Source organism: Streptomyces sp. NPDC058092 (assembly GCF_042884935.1).
Taxonomy (GTDB): Bacteria; Actinomycetota; Actinomycetes; order Streptomycetales; family Streptomycetaceae; genus Streptomyces.
In genome coordinates this window covers 80,866-102,836 of sequence record NZ_JBHVSY010000015.1, presented here as the reverse complement: position 1 = coordinate 102,836, position 21,971 = coordinate 80,866, and the positions used below count along the sequence as shown (strand labels likewise).

General features: G+C 69.8%; 13 protein-coding genes, 3 pseudogenes and 1 riboswitch. Of the genes and pseudogenes, 11 read left to right on the top strand and 5 right to left on the bottom strand.

What is annotated here, in order from left to right; all coding sequences use genetic code 11:
* Positions 1 to 52 precede the first annotated feature (52 nt).
* Positions 53 to 457 carry an ArsR/SmtB family transcription factor gene (locus tag ACFVV1_RS24280; protein ID WP_389992758.1) on the bottom strand — a complete coding sequence of 135 codons (405 nt, stop codon included), beginning with the start codon at positions 455 to 457 and terminating at the stop codon, positions 53 to 55.
* Between the two features lie 104 nt (positions 458 to 561).
* On the opposite strand from ACFVV1_RS24280, the gene ACFVV1_RS24275 reads away from it, so the two are divergent.
* The 3 genes from ACFVV1_RS24275 (at position 562) to ACFVV1_RS24265 (ending at position 3,974) form a co-directional block, all read left to right on the top strand.
* Positions 562 to 2,535: a heavy metal translocating P-type ATPase gene (locus ACFVV1_RS24275; protein ID WP_389992755.1), complete on the top strand. Its 1,974-nt coding sequence runs from the start codon at positions 562 to 564 to the stop codon at positions 2,533 to 2,535.
* 269 nt (positions 2,536 to 2,804) lie between these two features.
* Positions 2,805 to 3,194 (top strand): hypothetical protein, encoded by a 390-nt coding sequence (locus ACFVV1_RS24270; RefSeq protein ID WP_389992752.1) that lies wholly within the window; start codon positions 2,805 to 2,807, stop codon positions 3,192 to 3,194.
* Positions 3,195 to 3,296: 102 nt separating this feature from the next.
* Complete coding sequence (locus ACFVV1_RS24265) at positions 3,297 to 3,974, top strand: DUF305 domain-containing protein (RefSeq protein ID WP_389992748.1); 678 nt, start codon at positions 3,297 to 3,299, stop codon at positions 3,972 to 3,974.
* A gap of 270 nt (positions 3,975 to 4,244) precedes the next feature.
* On the opposite strand, the pseudogene ACFVV1_RS24260 reads toward ACFVV1_RS24265, so the two are convergent.
* Together ACFVV1_RS24260 and ACFVV1_RS24255 are read right to left on the bottom strand one after the other, a co-directional pair.
* Positions 4,245 to 4,986, bottom strand: a pseudogene (locus ACFVV1_RS24260) (ATP-binding cassette domain-containing protein); the annotation flags it as partial.
* Between the two features lie 120 nt (positions 4,987 to 5,106).
* Positions 5,107 to 5,721: pseudogene (locus ACFVV1_RS24255) on the bottom strand (ATP-binding cassette domain-containing protein); the annotation flags it as partial.
* A 699-nt stretch (positions 5,722 to 6,420) separates the two neighbouring features.
* Positions 6,421 to 6,607, top strand: a riboswitch (cyclic di-AMP (ydaO/yuaA leader).
* 4 nt (positions 6,608 to 6,611) lie between these two features.
* On the opposite strand from ACFVV1_RS24255, the gene ACFVV1_RS24250 reads away from it, so the two are divergent.
* Positions 6,612 to 7,379, top strand: a complete 768-nt coding sequence (locus tag ACFVV1_RS24250; RefSeq protein ID WP_389992745.1) for a transglycosylase SLT domain-containing protein — start codon at positions 6,612 to 6,614, stop codon at positions 7,377 to 7,379.
* Positions 7,380 to 7,506: 127 nt separating this feature from the next.
* On the opposite strand, the gene ACFVV1_RS24245 is transcribed toward ACFVV1_RS24250, so the two are convergent.
* Positions 7,507 to 7,800, bottom strand: a complete 294-nt coding sequence (locus tag ACFVV1_RS24245) for a hypothetical protein (RefSeq protein WP_389992741.1) — start codon at positions 7,798 to 7,800, stop codon at positions 7,507 to 7,509.
* Between the two features lie 392 nt (positions 7,801 to 8,192).
* On the opposite strand from ACFVV1_RS24245, the gene ACFVV1_RS24240 reads away from it, so the two are divergent.
* Positions 8,193 to 9,590: an APC family permease gene (locus tag ACFVV1_RS24240; protein ID WP_389992738.1), complete on the top strand. Its 1,398-nt coding sequence runs from the start codon at positions 8,193 to 8,195 to the stop codon at positions 9,588 to 9,590.
* Positions 9,591 to 9,729: 139 nt separating this feature from the next.
* On the opposite strand, the gene ACFVV1_RS24235 is transcribed toward ACFVV1_RS24240, so the two are convergent.
* Positions 9,730 to 10,620 (bottom strand): alkaline phosphatase family protein, encoded by an 891-nt coding sequence (locus ACFVV1_RS24235; protein WP_389992735.1) that lies wholly within the window; start codon positions 10,618 to 10,620, stop codon positions 9,730 to 9,732.
* 312 nt (positions 10,621 to 10,932) lie between these two features.
* Here ACFVV1_RS24235 and ACFVV1_RS24230 point away from each other — a divergent pair, with 312 nt between their 5' ends.
* The 6 genes and pseudogenes from ACFVV1_RS24230 to ACFVV1_RS24205 form a co-directional block, all read left to right on the top strand.
* Positions 10,933 to 12,015 (top strand): NAD(+)/NADH kinase, encoded by a 1,083-nt coding sequence (locus tag ACFVV1_RS24230; protein ID WP_389992732.1) that lies wholly within the window; start codon positions 10,933 to 10,935, stop codon positions 12,013 to 12,015.
* Between the two features lie 18 nt (positions 12,016 to 12,033).
* Positions 12,034 to 12,261: pseudogene (locus ACFVV1_RS24225) on the top strand (diguanylate cyclase); the annotation flags it as partial.
* A 564-nt stretch (positions 12,262 to 12,825) separates the two neighbouring features.
* Positions 12,826 to 13,659, top strand: coding sequence for a class A beta-lactamase (gene bla / locus ACFVV1_RS24220; RefSeq protein WP_389992966.1), 834 nt, complete (start codon positions 12,826 to 12,828; stop codon positions 13,657 to 13,659).
* Between the two features lie 125 nt (positions 13,660 to 13,784).
* Positions 13,785 to 14,645 (top strand): Gfo/Idh/MocA family protein, encoded by an 861-nt coding sequence (locus ACFVV1_RS24215; RefSeq protein WP_389992730.1) that lies wholly within the window; start codon positions 13,785 to 13,787, stop codon positions 14,643 to 14,645.
* A 696-nt stretch (positions 14,646 to 15,341) separates the two neighbouring features.
* Positions 15,342 to 16,283, top strand: coding sequence for a sterol desaturase family protein (locus tag ACFVV1_RS24210; RefSeq protein WP_389992728.1), 942 nt, complete (start codon positions 15,342 to 15,344; stop codon positions 16,281 to 16,283).
* Between the two features lie 81 nt (positions 16,284 to 16,364).
* Positions 16,365 to 21,971: type I polyketide synthase (locus ACFVV1_RS24205; protein ID WP_389992724.1), on the top strand; the 5,607-nt coding region annotated here is incomplete at its 3' end.

The following is a 21,971-nucleotide window of genomic DNA, read 5'->3' as shown; positions in this document are numbered from 1 at the left end:
AGCTTCGCCGGCCCGGGCGCCCCGAATGCCCCGGACGGCACCCGGACTCGCTTCAGCGGACGGCGGCGGCCACCGCGTCACCGGCTCCCACCGCTTCTTCCGCGGGGGTGTCGTGCAGGCCGAGGCGCAGGTGCTCGACGTGGAAGAGGGCCTGGTCGAGGAGTTCGGCGACGTGGTTGTCGTACAGCGCGTAGATCACCGAGCGGCCCCGGCGCTCGCCGGTGACCAGGCCGAGGTTGCGCAGCAGCCGCAGCTGATGGGAGCAGGCGGACTGTTCCATGCCGACCGCGTCGGCGAGTTCCGTCGCCGGGCACGGCCCCTCCTGGAGACGGGCGAGGATGCGGAGCCGGGACGGGGTGGCAAGAGCCTGCAGGGTGGCCGCCACATCGGCGGCCCCCACGGCGTCGAGGCGCTCGCGCGCGGTGGCAGCAGTGTTCGCGTCAGCTCCGTGGCCCATGCCCTACATCCTACGGAGATGAACGCATGAATGTGTGTTCATGTGATCCTGTATGGTGCGGGGGGTCGAAGTACTTCGCCCTCTCGTGTGAAGGATCACCGCTCATGTCTTTCACCCTCACCCGGCCGGCTTCGTCGGCCGACCCGGTCCGGGACGCGGTCGTCACCGGACGGCGCACCCGGATTCTGGCTCTGCCGGAGGCCCGCTGGGCCGCGGCCGCCCTGGTGCTGTTCCTGTCGGCGCTGCTCGTGCACCTGCTCGGCGCCCCGTGGTGGGCATGGGGCCCGCTGTACGCGCTGACGTACGTCGCGGGCGGCTGGGAGCCCGGGTGGGAGGGCCTGAAGGCCCTCAAGGACAGGACGCTGGACGTGGATCTGCTGATGGTCGTCGCCGCCCTCGGGGCGGCGGCGATCGGGCAGGTGCTGGACGGTGCCCTGCTGATCGTCATCTTCGCCACGTCGGGCGCCCTGGAAGCGTTCGCCACCGCACGGACCGCCGACTCGGTGCGCGGCCTGCTCGACCTCGCACCTGCCACGGCGGCCCGCCTCGGCGACGGCGGTGCCGAAGAGACCGTGCCTACCGCGCGGTTGAGGGTCGGGGACGTGATCCTGGTGCGTCCCGGCGAGCGCGTCGGCGCCGACGGCCGGGTCCTCGACGGGGCCAGTGAGGTCGACCAGGCGACCATCACCGGCGAGCCGCTGCCGGTGACCAAGGAGCAGGGCGACGAGGTCTTCGCCGGGACGCTGAACGGCACCGGGGCGCTACGGGTCGCGGTGGAGCGTGACGCAGCCGATTCGGTGATCGCCCGGATCGTCGCCATGGTCGAGGAGGCCTCCGGGACGAAGGCCCCCACCCAGCTGTTCATCGAAAAGGTCGAACAGCGGTACTCCATCGGCATGGTGGCGGCCACCCTCGCCCTGTTCATCCTGCCCCTCGCCTTCGGCGCGGACCTGCAGCCGACGCTGCTCCGGGCGATGACCTTCATGATCGTGGCGTCTCCGTGCGCCGTGGTCCTGGCCACCATGCCGCCGCTGCTGTCCGCGATCGCCAACGCCGGACGGCACGGCGTGCTGATCAAGTCCGCCGTCGTGATGGAGCGCCTCGGACAGATCGACGCCGTGGCCCTCGACAAGACCGGCACCCTGACCGAAGGCACCCCACGCGTCACCGACATCCGCCCCCTGGCCGCCCCCGGTCTGACCACGGACACGCTGCTCACCCTCGCGGCGGCGGCCGAGCACCCCAGCGAGCACCCCCTCGCGCGGGCCGTCACCGATGCGGCCCGGACGCGCGGTCTCGCCCTGCCCGCCGTGAGGGACTTCGTCTCCACCCCCGGCACCGGCGTCACCGCGACGGTGGACGGCCGTACCGTCGCCGTGGGCAGCCCCGCCCGTCTGCTGGACGGCCGTCCGGACGAAGGGGCTGCCGAACTCGCCGCGCACCTGGAGGAAGACGGCCGTACCGCCGTGCTGGTCGTCCTCGACGGCACGCCCGTCGGCGCTCTGGGCATTGCCGACCGGCTGCGCACCGACGCCCGGGACACCGTCACCCGTCTCACCGCCCTCACCGGCTGCACACCGGTGCTGGTCACCGGCGACAATCCGCGCGCCGCCGCTCGCCTGGGCGCCGAGGCCGGGATCGGCGACGTCCGGGCCGGTCTGCTGCCACAGGACAAGGTGCGCGCGGTCAAGGAGATGGAAGGCGCCGGACGGAAGGTCCTCGTGGTCGGGGACGGGGTCAACGATGCGCCGGCACTGGCCGCCGCCCACACCGGCGTCGCCATGGGCAGAGCCGGCTCCGACCTCGCCCTGGAGACCGCCGACGCCGTCGTCGTCCGCGACGAACTCGCCACCATCCCCACCGCCGTGGCGCTCTCGCGCCGGTGCCGCCGCCTCGTGGCGCAGAACCTGGTGATCGCGGCAGTCTTCATCACCGGCCTCGTCATCTGGGACCTGACCGGCACGCTGCCGCTGCCGCTGGGCGTCGCCGGGCACGAGGGCTCCACCGTCATCGTCGGCCTCAACGGCCTGCGCCTGCTGCGCGACGCCGCCTGGACGCGCGCTCGCAACGATTGGTGAGCCACCGCGCATCGGATGCCCGGGCAGGCCGTCTTCGGCCACACCCCGCACGAGCAGGTCGTCGTCCTACCGCAGTCCGTACGTATGCAGACGACTTTCGGGGGCACGGCAGCCGAGCGCGTCGTCCCGGCGGTGCCGACTGCGACGCGGCACGGGGTGCGACAGGACGGGGGAACCCGGTGGGGGTATCGTCGGGCCGGTACCGCAGGACTCGTACGACCGGGAAATTCGAGGCAGCCGTGGATCGCAGCCGGACGCGCACACCGGGAATGTTCCGGCTGCTCGTGCTGTGTGCCGTCCTGTGCGGACTGTTCCTCATGCACGGCTCCCCGGCGAGCGCCGCCGAGGGCTGTCACGGCGGCATGGCCGTGACCTCGGAACCGCCCATGTCCATGACGGCCGGTGCCGGTCACACGGCCGTGCCGGAAGAACAGGGCATCCCCCGGACGGATTCCGCCGTGACCGGGATGAACGGCGAGTCGTGCGTATCCACCCACGCCCGCGACCGGCTGCTGCCGCTCCTGATGGCGCTGGGTCTCGTGATCCTGGCCGTGTGGGTGCTCGGGCGGCTGCGTCCGGCGGTGCGAGGACCGGCACGGCGGGGCCCGCCGTTCGCCGGCAGAGAGCTGCTGCTCCAGGTGTGCGTAGCGCGGACGTGACGGGTGTCCGCCGGTTCCCGGTCCTACGGCCGGACCGGCCCGAGCATCCTGCCCGTTTCGCGCGCCACCGATGTGGTGCGATCCACCTGGAAAGAACGTGTGATGTCCGTTTCCCTGTTTTCCGCTGCCCGCCGCCGCACGCTCGCGGCCGTCGGCACCGTCGCCGCACTCGCCCTGACGCTGGCGGCCTGCGGCTCCTCCGAAGGCTCCGACTCCGACGGCTCGTCCATGCCCGGCATGGACCACGGCTCCGCCGGCGCCTCCGCGCCGGCCACCCCCGGCGGTGCGTTCAACGACGCGGACGTGAGGTTCGCGCAGCAGATGATCCCGCACCACCAGCAGGCCGTCGAAATGGCGAAGCTGGCCGACGGCCGCGCCGCCGACCCCGAGATCAAGGAACTGGCCGCCGCGATCGAGAAGGCCCAGGACCCCGAGATCAACACCATGAAGGGCTGGCTGACGTCCTGGGGCAAGCCGCTGCCCGAGTCCTCGTCCCCGATGGGTGACATGCCCGGCATGGACCATGGCTCGGACGGCGGTTCGGGGATGCCCGGGATGATGTCCGACAAGGACATGAGCGACCTCGAAGGTGCCCAGGGCAAGGGCTTCGACAAGAAGTTCGCCCAGCTCATGATCGGCCACCATCAGGGTGCGGTCACCATGGCCGAGGACGAGCGGAAGAACGGCAGCAACGCCGACGCGAAGAAGCTCGCCGGCGCCGTCATCACCGCCCAGACCGCCGAGATCACGAAGATGAACGAGATCATCGCCAGGCTCTGACCCGTGGCACGGGTGCGGGCCTCCGTCCTGCTGAAGGCCCGCAGCCCCTGCCGTGCTCCTGCCGGTCCGGCCCTTACGCCTCCGCTCGCTCCGCTTCCGGCGCAGCGAGCAGCTCGCGCACCTCCTCCGCGGTGGTGTCCTGGAGCTCCTCCCCGAGGAGCAGCCAACGGGTGATGCCGACCGATTCCAGGAACGGCAGGTCGTGGCCGGCGATCAGCAGCGCACCCTCGTACGACCGGAGTGCGCTGGTCAGCTGACGCACACCGGCGATGTCGAGGTTGTTGGTCGGCTCGTCCAGCATCAGCAACTGCGGGGCCGGCGCGGCGAGCATCGTCGCGGCGAGCGCGGCACGGAAGCGCTCTCCGCCCGAGAGGGTGCCCGCCGGTTGTTCCGCGCGCTTCCCCTGGAACAGGAAGCGCGCGAGCTGGGAGCGGATGTGATTGTCGGTGACCCCGGGAGCCATGCGGGCCACGTTCGCCGCGACGCTCAGCTCCTCGTCCAGCACATCGAGCCGCTGGGGAAGGAACCGCAGCGGTACGAACGTCCTGGCCTCGCCGGACAGCGGAGCGAGCTCGCCGGTCAGGGTGCGCAGCAGCGTGGTCTTGCCGGCCCCGTTGCGCCCGACGAGTGCGATGCGTTCGGGCCCGTGCACCTGGAGGTTGCCCTGGCGCAGCCTGCCGAACCGAGGGCGCAGTTCGTGCAGGCTCAGCACGGCGCGGCCGGTGGGAACGGCGGTGTGGGGAAGGCTCACGCGGATCTCGGCGTCGTTGCGTACCGCGTCCGCGGCCTCCTCGCGGCGTTCGCGCGCCTCGCTGAGCCGCTCCTCGTGGACGCCGCGAAGCTTGCCCCCGGACTCCTGCGCGGACCGTTTCCGGCGTCCGGCGAGGATCTTCGGAAGGCCTCCGTCGGCCTCCGCCTTCCTGCCTTGGCGCTGACGGCGGGCCAGCTTCACATGGGTCTCCTCCAGTTCGCGTTTCTGCCGGCGCACGTCGGCCTCTGCGGCCCTCAACATCCGCCCGGCGGCCTCCTGTTCGGTGGCCAGGGCCTCCTGGTAGGCCGACCAGCCACCGCCGTACCAGCTCACGGACCCGGCGCGCAGTTCGGCGATGCGGTCCACGCGGTCGAGCAGTTCGAGGTCGTGGCTGACCACGACCAGTACTCCGGAGCGCCAGTTGTCGACTGCGTCGTAGAGCCTGCGGCGCGCGAACACATCGAGATTGTTGGTCGGTTCGTCCAGCAGAAGGACGTCGGGCCGTTCCAGCAGCAGGGCGGCCAGGCGCAACAGGACGGTCTCCCCGCCGGACATCTGGCCCACGGTGCGGTCCAGCTCCAGGTATCCGAGCCCGAGCGACCCCAGTGTCGCGAGGGCCTGTTCCTCCACGTCCCAGTCGTCGCCGATCGTCTCGAAGTGCTTCTCGTCCACATCCCCGGCCTCGATGGCGCGCAGCGCGTCGCGACGCTCGGCGATGCCCAGGGCCTCGTCCACCCGCAGTGTCGTGTCGAGGGTGATGTTCTGAGGAAGGTGGGCGAGGTTGCCGCCGACGGTCACCGAGCCCTGGGAGGGGCACAGCCGGCCGGCCAGCAGGCGCAGCAGTGTGGACTTGCCCGCGCCGTTGTTGCCGACGAGGCCGGTGCGGCCCCGGCCGATGCTGAGCGAGAGCCCGTCGAAGACGGTCGTGCCGTCCGGCCACTGGAAAGACAGGGCGGAGCAGGTGAGGGAGGCGCTGGGGGTGGTGGGTGTCGCCATGGTGATCCTCGCAGTCGTGAGCGCGGTGAAGGGGGCTTCGTATGCGAGCACCACGCAGCGACCGAAACGGGAACAGGTACGGCGGTCCAGAAGATCGAGGGACGGCTCATGCACCGAGGTCGCATCCACGCGGGGTCACGGGCAGGAGGAAACACTGCTACTGCGTGACGGGCGCACGACCGGAGTCGTACGGCGCGATGATCGCGAACCTCAGATGCGCAACGTCCACCTCTATCGGAGACAACAGGACAGCTCGACATCTTAACGATCCGGCGGGCGGAGGGCAACGCCTCGGTGCCGTGCGGGGGAGTGGCACGCGCGGACGGTCGGCCGGTCCTGCCGGGTGTGGCCGGCCCGACGGCGGTGCACCGGAGCGAGAACATGCGAAGAGCCAGTCAAATGTCTAATATGTGCGATTTCGTTAGACATGAGCTCTTGGGCAACAAAGAGGCATTTAGGGGGAGTTGCGATCTCTGAGCATTGCCCGAAATGCCCCTTTCTGACGCTGTGTGGCGTGAGTCACGTTCAGGCCTCGCGATGTCGTGGCGCGCCACCCGGTTCCCTTCTGTGCAAGGAAATTTGGCATTGCGATGTGAGGTGGCTTACTTCCCGTTCCGTGATTCGATCTTGCAAATGAATTGTGATCAAAAAATAGGGGCTTGTTCCCTTCGGTATTTCTCGCCTACGGTCACCGTCAATCCGGACGGAACGCCGAATCCTGCCGCCGTCCGAGAATCCAACCCAGTCACGTACGGCAGGAGCGGGGGACCCAGGTAAGCCGCCGAACCGGTATCCGGAACGGCTCGGGGTGAAGTCGCAATTGCATGCGGCCAGACATCTCCAGTCTGAACCCGACAGCTCACCTCGTAGGCGACGGAGAGGAATTCGCCATGCCCACCACGGGTAAGTACCGCCGTCGCAAGCCCACTTCGCTGACCCGCGGTTTCATCGCCGCGACCACGGGCGGAGCCGCGCTCGTGCTGCCGCTGTTCTGCGCCGGCTTCGCCTCGGCCGCGCCGGCCCAGGCTGCCACCGCCGAAAAGGCCACGGCGCCGGCCGCCGCCACCGCCAAGGAAATCTCCGTACAGAAGGCCGCGCCCACCACCTATTCAGTGATCTCGGGTGACACCCTTTCCAAGATCGCGAAGGGGTATTCCGTCAGCGGTGGCTGGCAGAAGCTGTACGAGGACAATCGAGAGACCATCGGTGACAACCCCACCCTGATTCACCCGGGCATGAAGCTGACCATCGGCGCCAAGGCCGGGTCCAGCGCTTCCACTGGCGTATCCGCCGTGAACAACGTCGCGGTATCGACCCCCGCCGCCCCCGCCAAGTACACCAACAATCTGGACGGCTGGATCAAGGAATCGCTGGCCGTCATGGCCCAGCACGGCATCCCCGGCAGCTACGACGGCATCCACCGCAACATCATGCGCGAGTCCTCCGGCAACCCCAGGGCCATCAACAACTGGGACTCGAACGCCGCCAAGGGAACGCCGTCCAAGGGGCTCCTGCAGATCATCGCCCCGACGTTCCGTGCCTACCACGTGCCCGGCACGTCGATGGACAGCTACGACCCGGTCGCCAACATCACCGCAGCGTGCAACTACGCGGCCGACAAGTACGGCTCGATCGACAACGTGTTCGGCGCCTACTGACGCACAACGACTCCTGACGGCGGTTCAGGACCGACGGGTTCACGAGTTCACGGGGCGCCGAGCAGGCCCCTCGTGAAGGACCGCACCCGCCGGTCAGGGACCGCCGTTCGGCCGCTTCCAGGGGCACCTACTCCGGCCTCCGGAGCGGTGGCCTGGGAACCGTGGCCGCTGCTCCTTCACGGACGGACTTCACCACCGCGTCGTGAAGGCGTCGGCTGTCGTCCTCGGAGCAGCACGGCACGGGGCTGCCCGACATGGTGAACCAGTCGATCGCACCCGTGTACTGCACAGTCACCTGGGCTACGTCATCGGCCCAGGTCGTGTGAACCGTCAGGTCCCCGGACAGGACGCCGACCTCGTCCGTCAGCACGCCACCATGCCCGGAGAACACACCGCGAGTCGTCCATGACGCCCAAGCCATGACTCCAGGCTGGCACCAAGTCCGTGGATGCGCACCCGCAGCCGGAGTGTGGGCACCCGAAGCCCGGTCGACGCGCACCCTCAGCCGTCCGCGCGCCGCGGTGCTCCGGGACGCCCACACCCTTCCGGATTCTGGAACGGGCGAAACTTTCCACCGGATTTCGCTGCGGTTCCCGCACCCGCCGATCGCCAACAGGATGACGCACTTTCAACGCCAAACCGTTGGATCGGATCGCCGAAACAACGAATTCCGTAGGTGAACAGCTCTTGACCTGCGGAACTCGTCAGGATTGCATGTCGCGCTGGGAGCGACGAAACCACTCACCACGTCCTCGTCTGGAGGCGATACCGCTCCCGCGCTCAGTCACCGCACCTGTTGATCGGAATCGCACGATGACCGAAACGCTCAGCGCTCCCCAGGCGCTGGCCCCCGCGACCGGCCCCATCCCACAGAAGCTCAAGCGTTCCATCGGCGTCGTGGGCGCAACACTGCTCACGCTCTCCTGCGTGACGCCCGCTTCGACACTCTTCGTGGTCGTACCGGACCTGTTCTCCAGCCTCGGCACATACACCGCCCTGACCATCGGCATCGGCTCGCTGCTCTGTATCGCGGTCGCCTTCTGTTACTCGGAACTGGGCACCCTCATCCCCAGTGCGGGCGGTGAGTACGCCATGGTGTCGACCATGGCGGGACGGCTGGCCGGGTGGCTCGTCTTCGTGCTCTCCCTGCTGGTCGTGATGATCGTGCCCCCGGTCATCGCCATGGGCACGGCCGACTACCTCGCTCCCGTGGTGCACATACCGGCCCCCCTCGCGGGCGCCGGAGTCATGGTGCTCGCCACCCTCGCAGGGCTCCTGGACCTGCGCGCCAACGCGTGGATCACCGGCATCTTCCTCGTCCTGGAAGTGATCGCGGCCGGCGTCGTCGCCGTTCTCGGCTTCGCGCACTCCGAGCGCGGAGCCTCCGCGCTGGTGCACGGTTCGGTCGCCTCGTCGGGTGGGACGAGCTCCACGGTCACCGCGATGATGGTCGTCTCCGGGCTGGCGATCGCGCTCTTCATCACCCAGGGCTTCTCCACGGCCGTCTACCTCTCGGAGGAGCTGGAGAATCCCCGACGCAACGTGGCCCGTACCGTCCTCGCCACCCTCGCGATCTCCACGGCGGTCATCCTCGTCCCGGTCATCGCCATCACGCTCGGCGCCCCGGACCTCGCGGCCCTGACCTCGGGCGACCTCAACACCATGGTCGCCGCCTGGTCCAACTCGGCCGTCGGCACGTTCGTCAGCCTCTGCGTCGCCCTCGCGATCATCAACGCGGGCATCGTGATGGTCATCCAGAACTCACGGGTCCTGTTCGCCTCCGCCCGCGACAAGGCATGGCCCGAGCCGGTCAACAACGCCCTGTCCCGGCTCGGCCGGTTCGGCTCCCCGTGGGTCGCGACCCTGGTCGTCGGCGTCCCCGGCGCGGCGCTCTGCTTCGTCAACCTCGACACCCTTTACGGCGTCACCGGCGTCTCCGTCACCGGCATGTACCTGCTGGTCGCGGTCGCCGCCCTGCTCTGCCGCCGCGGGGCGCACCGCGAGGCGCCCGCCTGGCGCATGCCGCTGTGGCCGGCGATCCCCGTGCTGCTCATCGCCGTGCTCGCGTACATCCTGACCCAGCAGGAGACCGAGTACCTGCTGTGGACCGGCGGAATCACCGCGGTCGCCACGCTCTACTGGGCGCTGTATCTGCGGCCCCGCCAGGAGACCCGCTGGCTGGTCAGCATTCCGGAGGACATGCAGCCCTGACCGGACGACCGGGGTCCGCGGCCGACGTCCCGCACCCCGTCCGCCCGGCTCCGCCGTCACCCCCGCTCCGCCGTCACCTCATGACGGGCGTCGGGGGTGGCGGCGTCGGTGCTGCGGGAATCCACGGGACACCCGGGTGTCACGTCCAGATGCCGGTGATGTCGGACGCCGAGGCCGCGTTGCCTGCGTGCGTCGTCAGACCGGCCAGGTCCTCCAGGGTGCGGAGCACGTCGTAGTGGTTGCAGGTGGCACCGCTGGAGCTGCCCGGGATGACGTGCTCGCCGTAGAGGACAGTGGGGATGTGGTTGCCCGACCATGTGCTTCCCTCGTCGAACGTGACGACCAGGAGGCTGTTGTGGGTCCTGGCCCAGTCGGCATAGGCACCCAGCTTGTTCTTGATCCAGGTGTCACCGGTGGAGACCGGGCAGGTGTGCATGTCGTCGCACAGGTTCGGCACGACGAACGAGACCTTCGGCAGCTCGGTGAAGTCGGCCGGGAACTGCGCCATGGTCTTCGCGGTGCTGGTCGGCACATTGGAGAAACCGAACCAGGGGTTGTGCCGTTGCGCGTAGCCGCCGCTGCTGCAGACCGTCGAACCCTGGCGGGGCAGCGACTCGTTGTAGCTGGCCCAGGTCTTCCCGGCAGCGATCAGCCCGGCGGCGAGATTGGGTGCGGACAGGGAACCGACACCCGTACAACTGTCCTTGGTGCGGCCCTGGTCGGAGCCGGAGAACAGCATGTAGTAGTTCGGCTCGCTGGGGTGCGTGAGCGCGAAGGACCGGGTGAGGTCGGCGCCGCCCGCCTTGAGGGTGTTGTTGATGTACGGGGCGTCCGGGCTGCCGATCACCTGGTTGTAGCCGTGGTTCTCCATCACCACGACCACTACGTGATCGGGGGCCGGGAGACCGGCAACCTGCGCGGTGGAACCGGTGGTGGCCCAGAGGCCGATCGAGGCGGCGGCGAGCGCCACGGCCCCGGCCGGCCCGGTGAGAGGACGCCGCTTGTGCCGGGACGCCTCGACCTCGGCCATGACGGTCCTCCGGACAGCAGTGACGAGCACACGGTGCCGCGACCCCGGCAGCCACCGGATGGCCCCGGCCGCGTCCTGTGCCTGAAGAGCGGACGAATCCTGAAGAGCGGACGAATCCTGAAGAGCGGACGAACCCTTCCCCACCAGTCTGCCGCGCCCACTCCGCGTCACGCCGCGCTCCCGTAGCGCCCGATCGCCTGACCGCGGACGGTCCGGCGGCCCGGCGGCCGAGCGGGCGCACCCGTGGGCCATCAAGGTGGAGTCAGGGCATCGTCACTGCCACCACATCGGAACACGGGGAGTCGGAGCGAGATGAGTGTCGAGCGGGTGGGAATCGTCGTCCACCAGGGCCATCCCGAGGCCGTTGTCGCGGCGCGCGTCGTACGCGACTGGTGCGCGGCCGAGGACATTCCGTGCACGGACATCGACGTGTGGCGCGACGACGCACGCCGGCGCGGCGGACGGGAGGAGGCCCATGTCGCGGGCAACCCCGACCTCATCGTGACACTCGGCGGCGACGGGACCTTTCTGCGCGGCGCCAGGATCGCGGCCAAGCACCACGGCGCCGTCCTCGGGATCGACCTGGGCCGGGTCGGCTTCCTGACCGAGGTGCCGGTCGAGGACGTCGTCCGGGCACTCGATGCCGTCCACCGCGGGCGGGCGGACGTCGAGGAGCGCATGACGCTGACGATGAGGACCTCCCGGGTGCTGAAAGTCCCCAAGGACATCGATGCCCTGATGGGCTACGGACGACGCCCGATGCTGCCGCCTCCCCAGGTCGACCGGGAGGCCGAGGCCGGGGAGGAGGGCTGGGGAGTGGCGCTGGACGTCACGGCCCTCAACGACGTCGTCGTCGAGAAGCTGGCACGCGACCGGCAGGTGAGTCTCGGCGTGTACATCGGCGGCCGGCTCCTCGCCTCGTACTCGGCCGACGCCGTCATCATGGCGACCCCCACCGGGTCGACCGCCTACAGCTTCGCCGCCGGTGGTCCGGTGGTCTCACCACGCATGGACGCCGTCGTCTTCACACCCGTCGCACCGCACATGACCTTCAACCGCACCGTGGTCGCCGCACCGGACGAACCGGTCGCGGTGCGGGTCCTGCCCCATTCGGGGCAGGGCGCGGTCACGATCGACGGGCAGCTGCGCGGCGTACTGGACGCCGGGGACTGGCTCGGGGTGTACGCGGCCCCACGCCGTCTGCGTGTCATCAGGCTCGGCCCGCACGATTTCTACGGGCGGCTGCGCACACGTCTCCGCCTCACGGATGCCCCGGCCACGGCCGCCGACGGGGAGAGCGCACCCCTCTTCCGCCGCCACGACGGCCCCGTCCCGCACGACTTGGCCCACCTCCATCTCTCCCCGGCGGCCCGGGACGCGGCCGCTGACCGCTGACCGCGCGAGGGAGGGCCGCTCGGCATCGGGTACGCCGACATCAGCGACGCGGACCGGGCGTCGGTCGTTGCCCTCCATCCCCGCCCCGACTTCAAGCAGCGCATCCTCCGGGCCTTCACCGAAGGCATCGCAGCCAAGCCGGACACCACCCTCGGCAATGTGAAGGCCGATGTCCCGGAGCGTTACGCACCCGGATTCGAGCGGGGCAACTTCGTGGACACCATCCTGGATTCCCCCTGGCCGGAGCAGCGCGCCCCACACGGCACGCAAGCCGGTGTGCGCCCGCCTCCGGGCGCAACGTCAGCGTTGGCCGCGAGAGCCACCGGGCGGGGCGGTGTTCACGGGTGAGCGGGCAGCTCGTACGGTCCTGAGGCGTGCGCCCGTCCCACCGCCGCCTACGGGAAGGCCATGCTGTGCACACCACCGTGGCGGCTACGGCCGAGGCTGCGGCCACCGTCAGCAAGTGGCTTGACTGTGTTGTCTGTTGCATGACGGTTCCCTGCCAATTGTTCGATCGTTCGGTGGTGTCAGGAGTACATGCGGCGCTTTACGCACCGGCCCACGTACAGGGAGAACGCCCGGGAGTGCGCCGAGGTGACGAACCGGCGAGCGCACCGCCCTTTGCCTGCAACCGGCGGGATGCCGGAAACGTCGTTGCAAGAAGTGCGACCGCACGAGAAGACAGGCTGTACAAGCGTGAGAAGACAGGCTGCACGCGAAGGAAGGCGGGAGATCTTGAAGCCGAGCAGGGGCGCGTCACGCCGAGCGGTACTCGCCGGCGGTCTGGGGGCGGCGCTGGCCACCGTCCCCATGACATCGGCCGCGTACGCCGCCGGCCCGGGGAGCGGGGCGGCGCGGAAGTTGCACGACCTGGAACGGGCGCATGCCGCGCGGCTGGGGGTGTTCGGGTGGAACACGGTGACGGGCAGGGCCGTCCTCCACCGGGGGGATGAGCGCTTCCCCATGTGTTCGGTGTTCAAGACGCCGGCCGTCGGGGCCGTCCTGAGAGACCTCGACCATGACGGGACGTTCCTTTCCAAGGTCATTCACTACACGGAGCAGGACATCAAGAGGTCGGGAGGCGCGCCCGTGACCGGTCTGCCCGAGAACCTCGCGCACGGGATGACGGTCGAGGACCTGTGCGGCGCGGCCATCACGCACAGCGACAACACCGCGGCGAACCTCCTGCTGGAGGAGCTCGGCGGACCGACGTCCGTCACTCGCTTCTGCCGGTCCATCGGTGACGAGGTGACCCGGCTCGACCGCTGGGAGCCGGAGCTGAACTCGGCGGAACCAGGACGTCCGACCGACACCACCAGTCCCCGGGCCATGGGCCGGACCTACGCGCGGCTCGCACTCGGGGACGCCCTGGAGGCGGGGGACCGGAAGCGGCTGACCGGGTGGCTGCTGGCCAGCACGACCGGCGGCAACCGCCTGCGCGCCGGCCTTCCCGAGGACTGGACCGTCGGCGACAAGACCGGCACCGGCAACTACGGGACCACGAACGACGTGGGCATCGCCTGGCCGTCCCACCGGGGGCCGCTCGTGATGGCTGTGCTGTCCACTCGGCACGAGGAGGACGCCGAGGCGGACGACCACCTGATCGCCGAGGCAGCCACCATCCTGGCGGCGGCCCTCACCTGACGCCGGCGACCACACCCACCACCTACGCACCTGATGGACCGTGGCGGCCACAACAGGGCTCGCCTGCCCCGTGACCTGGGGGAGTGCCGTCAGCGAGCGTGTCACCGCGAAGGTAGCCTCTCCCGATGCGTATCGGGATCATCGGCACCGAGAACACCCATGTCGACCACATCGTCGGCCACCTCAACATTCACGAGGCGGGCGGCGACGCCCGCGTCGTGGCTCTCAGCGGCGGGCACAGTCGGCGCAACGACATGCTGGCAACCACCGCAGGGGTGGAGAGGATTGTCGACGAGCCCACCGCCCTGCTCGGGCTGGTGGACGCCGTCATCGTCGCGGACCGGTACGGCGCGCACCACCGCGACCTGGCCATCCCCTTCCTGACCGAGGGGCTTCCGGTGTTCGTGGACAAGCCGCTGGCCTGCACCGTCGAGGACGCCCGGGCCATGACGGACACCGCGCTCGCCCATGACGCGCCGCTCACGTCGTCCTCGGCACTCCGCTGGATCCCCGACGCCGACGCACTGGTGGCCCGGTCCGTGCGGGCCGGCCGGCCGCACGCGGTCGTCATGTCCGGGCCCGCCGATCCCGACAGCGAGTACGGCGGGATCTTCTTCTACGGCATCCACCCGGTTGACCTCGCCCTCCGGCTCGCCCCCGGCGAGATCTCCGACGTACGCACGGATACCACCGACACCACGGTCACCGCTTCATTCACCGCGGGCGGCACCCGTGTCGTCGTGAATTTCGTCAAGCCGAACGACAGGGACCAGATCCCGTTCCACGGAATGACGTTCACTCAGGACACCATGGTTCAGCAGACGCTCACCCTCGGCGCGCAGTACTGCGTACCGGGCCTCGAAGCGTTCCTGGAGATGGTCCGTACCGGCAGGCCACCGATCGGCTACGGGGACTTGCTGCGCCCCATCGAGGTTCTGGAGTCCGTCGCCGCCGCCCTGCGTTCACCGGCGGCCGACCTTCCTTGAGGCCACGGGGTCGGCGCCCGTCATCCGGCCGGTCAGGGGGCTTTCGTCGGCCTCGATGCGCTTCGCCAGGCGCTCGCCGCTCCGGATCCGGCGTTTATGAGCCACGGCAGACCCCCATCGCGAGTCGGCGGGACCGAGGCCGAAGCCACGCCGCCGCAGTGGCCGGGGCGAGTGGGATCCCGGGCAGCAGAGGAAGTATTTCTCCGGCCGGGGCGGCCTTTTCCCGGTGTCCACGGCCTCCCGGGCCCGCGCCGGCCGGTCGAAGAGCGCGCATCCGGAAAGGAGAATGGAAAGTCCCAACAAATTATCAGTATTACTAGTAACCCGCTGAAGGGTGGGTCGAATTATTCGCATTCGGCCCGGCTGGTCCGCCCGGGTCATTGGGAATCGGACGGTGTGGCGAATTCCCGCCCTGTCTGTCCGGCGCGGCAGGACGAGGCTTGAATCCGACGGTTGGGAGCGCCCGGCAGGGAAAAGGAAAAAGAGCGGGCTTGCCCGGCGGTCCCGACCGGGTCCGCAGAGTCCGTACAGGAGGCCGTAAGGCAGTTTCACATCAGTCTCCGGACGCACGTTTTTCACGCGTGAAAACCGGCGTCAGATGCATCGCTCTGGTGTGCCCGCAGGTAGTCATCAAGCAGTTCCTCTTTCGAGGTCTGCGCATTCTTGTGTACTGGTTCCTCCACAAAGGTGCTGCGGATGGAAAATTGCGAACCACTGCCCGGTGGTGTTCCGGAGCCGCATAGCGGTCCGGCGTGGCAGAAGGGATCCTCTGTACGTTCGGCGCACACTGCTCTCCGCGTGTCGGCGTACCCCTTCCTGCTGGTGGCCACGGTTTTGGTGGCTACGGCTGCTCTCTGTCTCGACTGGGATCCGGGCCGCGTGAGCCCGCTCTTCCTGCTCGGCACGATCGCTTACCTCGCCGCGCTCGAACGCCTGATTCCGCACCAGCGCTCCTGGCATCCGAGCCCCGGCGAATGGCGCTGGTACGGCGCCTACTTCCTGCTGACGACGGCGGCCAGCGCCCTGGCGCAATACCTCGTCACCACGGCTGTCGCCATGGTGACGCCCGACGCACCGGCGCTCCACCTCGGGGCCGAAATTCCCGCAGCTCTGCTGACGGGATCACTGGCCAGTTACCTTGTGCACCGGCTGGGTCACGTCAACCGGATATTGTGGCGACTGCACGGTGTGCACCATGTTCCACAGAAAGTAAACGTCGCCAATAACGGGGTCAATCACGTTCTCGACATCGTCCTTGCGCAGGGGGCTGTTCAATTGTCTCTGGCGCTCGTCGGGTTCTCCCAGGACTCCGTATTCGTCGTGGGTCTCTTCGTGGCCGCACAGGGCTATTTCGTCCACGCCAATATCGATGTGCGCATCGGCCGGCTCAATCATGTGCTCGCCAGCCCCGAACAACACCGCCTGCACCACAGCATCGATCTGTCCGAAGCGGGCCATTACGGATCGGATCTGTCGATCTGGGACCACCTCTTCGACAGCTACACGTGGCGGCCCGGCCGTGAGCCGATCGCGGTCGGCATCGGCGACCCCGCGTCGTTCCCTCCGACCGGTGAGATCGCCACAACCCTTCTCCATCCCTGGCGCCGTGCGAAGAGAGCCGGGGCCGGCTCCGCCTGACCGGTTGCTCTTCTCCGGAAATCCGTACCGCCCCCTCGCATCCATGCCGTGCAGCGGCGTCACGACTTGAGGAGTACGAACTTGCCCGACGTGAACAGTGCATCTGTGAGCGACAAAGTAGCGATCATCGGCATGGGCTGCCGACTGCCCGGCGGTGCGTCGGACCATCGCACTTACTGGCAGAACCTCATGGACGGCAAGGACTGCATCACACCGACACCGGCGGACCGCTACGACGTCACGACGCTCGGCAGCAGGCACAAGGAGAAGCCGGGGCGCCTGATCGGTGGCCGAGGCGGATACATCGACGGTTTCGACGAGTTCGACCCCGGCTTCTTCGGCATCAGCCCGCGCGAGGCCGACCATATGGACCCTCAGCAGCGCAAACTGCTGGAGGTGGCCTGGGAGGCGCTGGAGGACGGCGGCCAGCGGCCCGCGGAGCTGGCCGGAAGCAATACCGCCGTGTTCGTCGGCGCGTTCACGCTGGACTACAAGATTCTCCAGTTCTCCGATCTGGGCTTCGGCTCGCTGGCCGCGCACACCGCCACCGGCACCATGATGACGATGGTCTCGAACCGTCTCTCGTACTGCTTCGACTTCCGCGGCCCCAGCCTGTCGATCGACACGGCGTGCAGTTCCTCCCTGGTGGCGGTGCACCTCGCCTGCCAGAGCCTGAACAACCGGGAGACCGATCTCGCGCTGGCCGGTGGCGTCCTGCTGCACATGGCACCGCAGTACACCATCGCCGAGACGAAGGGCGGCTTCCTGTCGCCCGACGGCCGCTCGCGCACGTTCGACGCCGCGGCCAACGGCTACGTACGGGCCGAGGGCGTGGGCATGGTCGCGCTGAAGCGGCTCGACGACGCCGTACGCGACGGCGATCCGATCCACGCGGTGATCCTCGGTACGGGGGTCAACCAGGACGGCCGCACCAACGGGATCACCGTGCCCAGCGCGGACGCCCAGACCGCTCTCGTCCGACGTGTGTGCGCCGCAGCCGGCATCGCACCCGGCGCCCTGCAGTACGTGGAAGCACACGGCACCTCGACGCCGGTCGGCGACCCGATCGAGGCGAACGCACTGAGCCGTGCGCTGGCAGTGGGCCGCAGACCCGGTGCCACGTGCTACGTCGGGTCCGTCAAGACGAACATCGGGCACACCGAAGCGGCAGCGGGCATCGCCGGACTGATCAAGACCGTGCTCTGTCTCAAGCACCGCCGTATCCCGCCCCACATCAACCTGGAGCGGATCAACACCGCCATCGACCGGGACTCCTCTCCGTACCTGATCCCGACCGAGCCGACCGACTGGCCCGAGCACGACGGACCCGCACGCGCCGGGGTGAACTCGTTCGGCTTCGGTGGGACCAACGCGCATGTCGTGCTGGAAGAAGCGCCCGAGCGGGCGGGACAGCAGACCGCGCCCCGCGAACGCGCCTGGAACATTCTTCCGTTGACCGCCCGGACCCCGGACGCCCTGCCGGAGGTGGCAGCGGGCATCCGCCGTGAACTGGCGGGGGTCCACGGGCCCGAGGTGCCCCTGCCCGACCTCGGGTACACGCTTGCCCGCCGCCGCCAGCACCTTGAGTCGCGGCTCTCCGTCGTGTACTCCTCACGGGCCGATCTCGACGAGGGACTCGCCGCCTTCCTGCAGGGCGAACCGCACTCCCGAGTGGTCCACGGCAGGCAGCTCGACACCGAACAGCGCCGCCTCGTCTGGGTGTTCACCGGCATGGGGCCGCAGTGGTGGGGCATGGGCCGCCAACTGTTCGAGGGCGATGAGGTGTTCCGGGACGCGGTCACCCGCTGCGACCTGGCCATCCGCAAACTGGCGGGCTGGTCGCTGATCGAGGAGATGACGGCCGGCGAAGCCGCATCGCACATGGGCGAGACATGGCTCGCGCAGCCGGCCAACTTCGCCGTTCAGGTGGGACTCGCGGCGATGTGGCGGCAGTACGGTGTGCGGCCCGACGCCGTGGTCGGTCACAGCACCGGCGAGATCGCCGCCTTCTACGAGGCGGGGGTCTACACCCTGGAGGACGCGGCGAGGATCGTGGTGCATCGCAGCCGGCTCCAGCAGCGGCTGACCGGAACGGGCACCATGCTCGCCGTCAGCCTCCCCGAGGAGGAGGCGCAGTCCCGGGCGGCCGCGTACGGGGACCGGGTGTCCGTGGCCGCGGTCAACAGCCCCTCGGCGGTCACGCTGGCCGGGGACCGGGACGCGCTGGCCGAACTGGCGGACGGGCTGCGGGCAGAGCAGGTCTTCGCCAAGTTCCTGTCGGTGCAGGTTCCGTACCACAGCGCCGGCATGGAGGCGATCAAGGACGAACTGCTGACCGCACTGGACGGGCTCGACCCACGGGCGGCGACGGTTCCGCTGTATCTGACGGGCCAGGAGGGCACGGCCCACGGCAGCGAGCTGGACGCGGACTACTGGTGGAAGAACGTCCGCCACCGCGTCCGCTTCCGCTCGGCCGTCGACCGGCTCGCCGACGACGGGTACGGGCTGTTCCTGGAGGTCGGTCCGCATCCGGTGCTCGGCCACTCCATCCGTGAATGCCTCGACGGCCGGAGCACAGCCGTGCACACCGTTGCGTCGATCCGCCGCCAGGAGAACGAACCGGAACGCTTCGCCGCCTCGCTGGCGCAGCTGCACACCTTCGGCGTACCCGTCGCGTGGGACACCCTGCACACGACGGGCAGTCCGGTGGCGCTTCCCCGCTACCCGTGGAAGCGCGACCGGTACTGGACGGAGCCCGGTCCCGTCGCGCAGGTCCGCCTCGGCCGTGCCGACCATCCCCTGCTGGGCCGTCGCACGACGCACCCCGAACCGACCTGGCATACGACACTCGACACCGAGCGGTTGCCCTACCTCGGCGACCACCGCATCCAGTCCGCCGTGGTCTTCCCGGCAGCGGGGTATGTGGAGATGGCCACGCAGGCGGTCCGCTCCCTGACGGGCGGCACCCACGTCGTGCTGACGGACATCGAATTCCGCAAGGCGCTCTTCCTGCCCGAGGGCGAGGACCGGGCCGTGCGCCTGACGCTCTCCTCGCAGAACGCGGCGTTCATGATCGCTTCGGCAGGCGGGTCAGGCGGGTCAGGCGGGTCAGGCGGGTCAGGCGGGTCAGGCGGGTCAGGCGGGGGAGACGGCGACCGGGCCGTGCACGCGAGTGGCGTCGTACGCTCCGGACAGCCGCGCCCGGCCGCCCCCGCAGTCGACACCGCGGCCCTCCGGGCACGCACCCGGCGCCGGCTGGTCGGCGAGGACTGCTACGCGGAGCTGGCCGCCATGGGGTACCACTACGGCCCCGCGTTCCGTGCCATCGAGGAGGTATGGATCGGCTCCGGAGAGGTCCTCGCCCGGCTCCGCCCGCCTTCGGCGATCGGCGACGGGGCGGCCCGGCACCACATCCATCCCGTGCTGCTCGACGCCTGCTTCCAGGCGTTGCTGACGACGCAGCTCCCGGACAAGGGTGAGGACCGGCAGACCTCCGGCATCCGCCTGCCCCTGTCCATCGACGAGGTGTGCCTCGCCCCGGTCGGCGACCGGCCGATCTGGGTGCATGCCACGGTGACCCGCAGCGGCACGGACGAACTCGTCGGGGACATCGCCGTCCATACGGACAGCGGTGAACCCCTGGGCGGCGTCCGTGGATTCCGCGCAGCCGACGTGGAGAAGGCGTCCACGGCGGTCGGCCTGAACACGATTGATTCCTGGCTCGCCGAGACCGTCTGGATCGACCGGCCCTTCGACACGGACACGGAAACAGTCACGGAAGCAGTCACAGACACCGGCGAGGGCGAGTGCGGTGCCGGTGCCGACTGGCTGGTGTTCGCCGACAGCCAAGGCGTCGGCGACGAGCTGAGCGCCCTGCTCGCCGCGCGCGGCGTGCGTTGTCACCTCGTGCGCCCGGGGAAGACATACCAACGGGTGGGCGACGGAAAGGAGTTCATCGTCTCGCCGGGGTCCGCCACGGACCTGGAACGGCTCTTCGCCGACCTGGACGAGGGCGGGAAGCGCGGCGAGAACGGCAAGGCACCCATCGGCACCCTCGTGCACCTGTGGAACCTCGACCGGCCGCACCTCGCCTCGGCCTCGCACCAGGACGTCGTAGAGCACCGCGACACCGGGGCGTATTCACTGGTCGCGCTCGCCCGGACGCTCCTCCGGCGCGGGACCGGCGGCCGGCTGCACATCGTGACCCGCGGCGCGCAACGCGTCGAGCCGGGGGAGGGTGTCGAGCCGCTGGGAGCGCCCGCCTGGGGAGTCGGACGGGTGCTCAGGCACCAGGAGCTGCTCTCCCATCGGGGAAAACTGATCGACCTGGATCCCGGCCGACAGGGACACGAGGGACGCCGGGCCGACGCCCGGGCGTTGCTGCGCGAGGCACTCACCGACGACGAGGAGGAGATCGCGCTGCGCGGCACCGCCCGCCTCACCAGCAGGGTGCGGCGGGCCGAAGGACTGACGCGTCCCCTTCCGCTGCGCCTGCGCGCCGATGCCAACTATCTGGTCACCGGGGCCTTCGGGGCGCTCGGCCGGCTCCTGTGCCGGACACTCGTACGGCGCGGCGCGCGCAGCCTGATCCTGATCGGACGCACCGCGCTGCCCGAGCGCCGCGCCTGGCGCGGACTCGCCCCCGACACCGCCCCCGGCCGTGCCGCGGCCTTCGTCAGGGAACTGGAGGCGCTCGGCGCCCGGATCGTCCTGGCGCCGCTCGACATCACCGACGAGACCGCGCTCACGGACTGGCTCGACGCTCACCGGCTCACCGACCCGCTGCCGGTCCGCGGGGTGTTCCACCTGGCCGGCCAGGTCCGCGACACACTCGTCACGGACATGGACCACCGCACCTTCGCCGAGGCCCACGACCCCAAGGCCATCGGCGCACATCTGCTGCACCGGCATCTGCGGGACGAACCGCTCGATCACTTCGTCCTGTTCGCCTCGATCGCCTCCCTGCTGACCACGGCGGGCCAGACCAACTACGCCGCCGGGAACGCGTTCCTGGACGCGCTGGCCCAGCACCGTCGCGCGCTCGGGCTGCCGGGGCTCAGCATCGACTGGGGACCGTGGGCCACCGGCATGATCGAAGAGCTCGGACTCGTCGACCACTATCTCCACAGCCGCGGCATGAGCTCACTCGCACCGGACGTCGGCATGGCGGTGCTGGAACGCGTCATCGGTCAGGACCGGGCCCAGCTGCTCGTTGCGACGGTCGTCGACTGGCCGGTGTTCCTGGCCTGGTACGCCTCCCCGCCCTCGCTGGTGGCCGAACTCGCGGCGGCCGCCTCCGCCGGTACGGTCGAAGCGGGCACGGGCGACGGCATCCTCGACGCCTTCCGCACCGCGGACGCGGCGGAACGCCTGGCCCTGGTGACTCGGCGGTTCACCACGGTGGCCGCCTCGGTGCTGCGGACGAGCCCCGATCAGATCGATCCGCACGCGGGCCTCAACGCGCTGGGACTCGACTCGCTCCTGGCGATGGAGCTGCGCGCCCGGCTCGGCGCCGAACTCGGCGTCGCCCCGCCCGTGGTGGCTCTGCTGAGCGGTACGCCGGTCGTGGGGGGGGGGGCCCCCGGCCCCCCCCGCCCGGGCCGGGGCGGGGGGGGGGGGGGCCGGGGGGGGGACCAAGCCGGCGGGGGGGGGGTGCAACAACCAGCCCCCCCCACCCCCGACCCACAC

What these genes read in the sequence shown, in the direction of transcription:
- ACFVV1_RS24210 (WP_389992728.1), top strand. Translation starts at nt 15,342, where the DNA reads ATGGAAAATTGCGAACCACTGCCCGGTGGTGTTCCGGAGCCGCATAGC.
- ACFVV1_RS24280 (WP_389992758.1), bottom strand. Translation starts at nt 457, where the DNA reads ATGGGCCACGGAGCTGACGCGAACACTGCTGCCACCGCGCGCGAGCGC.
- bla (WP_389992966.1), top strand. Translation starts at nt 12,826, where the DNA reads ATGACATCGGCCGCGTACGCCGCCGGCCCGGGGAGCGGGGCGGCGCGG.
- ACFVV1_RS24265 (WP_389992748.1), top strand. Translation starts at nt 3,297, where the DNA reads ATGTCCGTTTCCCTGTTTTCCGCTGCCCGCCGCCGCACGCTCGCGGCC.
- ACFVV1_RS24240 (WP_389992738.1), top strand. Translation starts at nt 8,193, where the DNA reads ATGACCGAAACGCTCAGCGCTCCCCAGGCGCTGGCCCCCGCGACCGGC.
- ACFVV1_RS24275 (WP_389992755.1), top strand. Translation starts at nt 562, where the DNA reads ATGTCTTTCACCCTCACCCGGCCGGCTTCGTCGGCCGACCCGGTCCGG.
- ACFVV1_RS24250 (WP_389992745.1), top strand. Translation starts at nt 6,612, where the DNA reads ATGCCCACCACGGGTAAGTACCGCCGTCGCAAGCCCACTTCGCTGACC.
- ACFVV1_RS24230 (WP_389992732.1), top strand. Translation starts at nt 10,933, where the DNA reads ATGAGTGTCGAGCGGGTGGGAATCGTCGTCCACCAGGGCCATCCCGAG.
- ACFVV1_RS24270 (WP_389992752.1), top strand. Translation starts at nt 2,805, where the DNA reads ATGTTCCGGCTGCTCGTGCTGTGTGCCGTCCTGTGCGGACTGTTCCTC.
- ACFVV1_RS24235 (WP_389992735.1), bottom strand. Translation starts at nt 10,620, where the DNA reads ATGGCCGAGGTCGAGGCGTCCCGGCACAAGCGGCGTCCTCTCACCGGG.
- ACFVV1_RS24215 (WP_389992730.1), top strand. Translation starts at nt 13,785, where the DNA reads ATGCGTATCGGGATCATCGGCACCGAGAACACCCATGTCGACCACATC.
- ACFVV1_RS24245 (WP_389992741.1), bottom strand. Translation starts at nt 7,800, where the DNA reads ATGGCTTGGGCGTCATGGACGACTCGCGGTGTGTTCTCCGGGCATGGT.